This is a genomic window from Kitasatospora sp. NPDC001539 (assembly GCF_040298565.1).
In the GTDB taxonomy this organism is placed as follows: Bacteria; Actinomycetota; Actinomycetes; order Streptomycetales; family Streptomycetaceae; genus Kitasatospora.
The window spans coordinates 1-2,162 of the sequence record NZ_JBEPAK010000453.1 but is presented as its reverse complement, the minus strand read 5'-3'; the positions used below and the strand labels follow the sequence as shown (position 1 = coordinate 2,162).

Below are 2,162 nucleotides of genomic sequence, written 5' to 3'. Positions count from 1 at the left end.
CCCCGTTCCCGCACCCGTTCCCCCGTCACCCGGCGACCGGCACCCGACCGCAGCGGGCACCGATCGTCGCGGCCCCCGGGCTTTTCCGCCGCCGACCCCGCTCCTCCTACAATCGGCTCCATCATGAGCGCCACACTCGTAGTCAAGGACCTCAGCGCCGGCCACGGCGAACGCATCCTCTTCTCCGGCCTGGACCTGGTGGTCGCCCCGGGCGACGTGATCGGGCTGGTCGGCGTGAACGGCGCCGGCAAGTCCACCCTGCTGCGCCTGCTGGCGGGCCTGGACACCCCCGAGGCCGGCTCGCTGCGGCTCAGCCCGGCGAGCGCCACGGTCGGCCACCTGCCGCAGGAGCCGGAGCGGCGGGAGGGCGAGTCGGTGCGCGACTTCCTGGCCCGGCGCACCGGGGTCGCGGCCGCCCAGGCGGCGCTGGACGAGGCCACCGAGGGCCTGGTCGAGGGCCGGGCGGGCGCCGACGACGCCTACGCGTCGAGCCTGGACCGCTGGCTGGACCTCGGCGGCGCCGACCTCGAGGAGCGGGCCGAGGAGGTCGCCGACTCGCTCGGCCTGAAGGTCTCCCTCGACCTGCCGATGACGGCGCTCTCCGGCGGTCAGGCCGCCCGCGCGGGCCTGGCCTCGCTGCTGCTCTCGCGCTACGACGTGTTCCTGCTGGACGAGCCCACCAACGACCTCGACCTGGACGGTCTCGAGCGGCTGGAGGCCTTCGTCAAGGGCCTGCGCGCCGGCACCGTGCTGATCAGCCACGACCGCGAGTTCCTGGCCCGCACCGTGACCAAGGTGCTGGAGCTGGACCTCCACCAGCAGCAGATCAACCTCTACGGCGGCGGTTACGAGGCGTACCTGGAGGAGCGGGCGGTGGCCCGCCGGCACGCCCGCGAGGAGTACGAGGAGTACGCCGACACCAGGGCCGGGCTGGAGGCCCGTGCCCGGATGCAGCGCGGTTGGATGGAGCACGGCGTGCGCAACGCCCGCCGCAAGTCCTCCGACAACGACAAGATCGGCCGCGCGATGCGGGCCGAGTCCACCGAGAAGCAGGCCTCCAAGGCCCGGCAGACCCAGCGGATGATCGAGCGGCTGGAGGTGGTCGAGGAGCCGCGCAAGGAGTGGGAGCTGCGGATGGAGATCGCCACCGCTCCGCGCTCCGGCTCGGTGGTCGCCACCCTGCGCGGGGCCGTGGCGCGGCGCGGCGACTTCACCTTCGGCCCGGTGGACCTGCAGATCGACTGGGCCGACCGGATCGCCATCACCGGCGCCAACGGCGCGGGCAAGTCCACGCTGCTGGCCGCCCTGCTCGGCCGGCTCGAACTCGACGGCGGCAGCGCCTCCCTGGGCTCCGGCGTGGTGGTCGGCGAGGTGGACCAGGCGCGCGGGCACATCTTCAGGACCGGGCAGGGCCTCGGCGGGGAGTCGCTGGCCGAGGCCTTCGCGGCCGCCGTACCGGAGTTCACCCCGGAGGAGGTGCGCACCCTGCTGGCCAAGTTCGGCCTCAAGGCGGCGCACGTGCTGCGCCCGGCCGGCACCCTCTCCCCCGGCGAGCGGACCCGGGCCGCGCTGGCGCTGCTGCAGGCGCGCGGGGTCAACCTGCTGGTGCTGGACGAGCCCACCAACCACCTGGACCTGCCGGCGATCGAGCAGCTGGAGGCCGCGCTCGGCTCGTACACCGGGACCCTGCTGCTGGTCACCCACGACCGGCGGATGCTGGACACCGTGGCGGTGAACCGGCGGATCGAGGTCCGGGACGGGCGGGTGCACGAGCTGTAGCCCGACCGCGGCGGGGGCTCCGCGGGCTCCCGCCGCATCCGGCGACTGGTCTCGACCTCTTCCCGGACGGGCCGTCATCTGCTGTGCTGTGCACCATGGTTGACAGCACAGGCCGGGACGCCACCGGGACGCCGTACCCGACCGTCCCGCTCACCCCGATGACGGTGCCGGCCCACGAGGCCGAGGCCCGCAGCAAGGCCTTCCACGACGTGATGGCGCAGCGGCGGACCGTGCGCCACTTCGCGACCCGCCCGATCCCGGACGGGGTGGTCGAGTGGGCGGTGCGCACTGCGGGAGAGGCCGGTCGGCCCGGTGCGGCGGGCCGGTGAAACACGGTGACGCCCGCTGCCGGAACAGCGGGCGGCCGGCCGGGGCGCGGTGCC

Annotated in this window: 2 protein-coding genes; both read left to right on the top strand. The window is 74.7% G+C overall.

Features of this window, described 5'->3' with window-relative positions; translation table 11 throughout:
* Positions 1-123 precede the first annotated feature (123 nt).
* On the top strand, positions 124-1,779 hold the full coding sequence (locus ABT247_RS33160; protein ID WP_350750261.1) for an ABC-F family ATP-binding cassette domain-containing protein: 1,656 nt from the start codon (positions 124-126) through the stop codon (positions 1,777-1,779).
* Between the two features lie 95 nt (positions 1,780-1,874).
* On the top strand, positions 1,875-2,108 hold the full coding sequence (locus ABT247_RS33155) for a hypothetical protein (RefSeq protein WP_350750260.1): 234 nt from the start codon (positions 1,875-1,877) through the stop codon (positions 2,106-2,108).
* Positions 2,109-2,162: the final 54 nt, after the last annotated feature.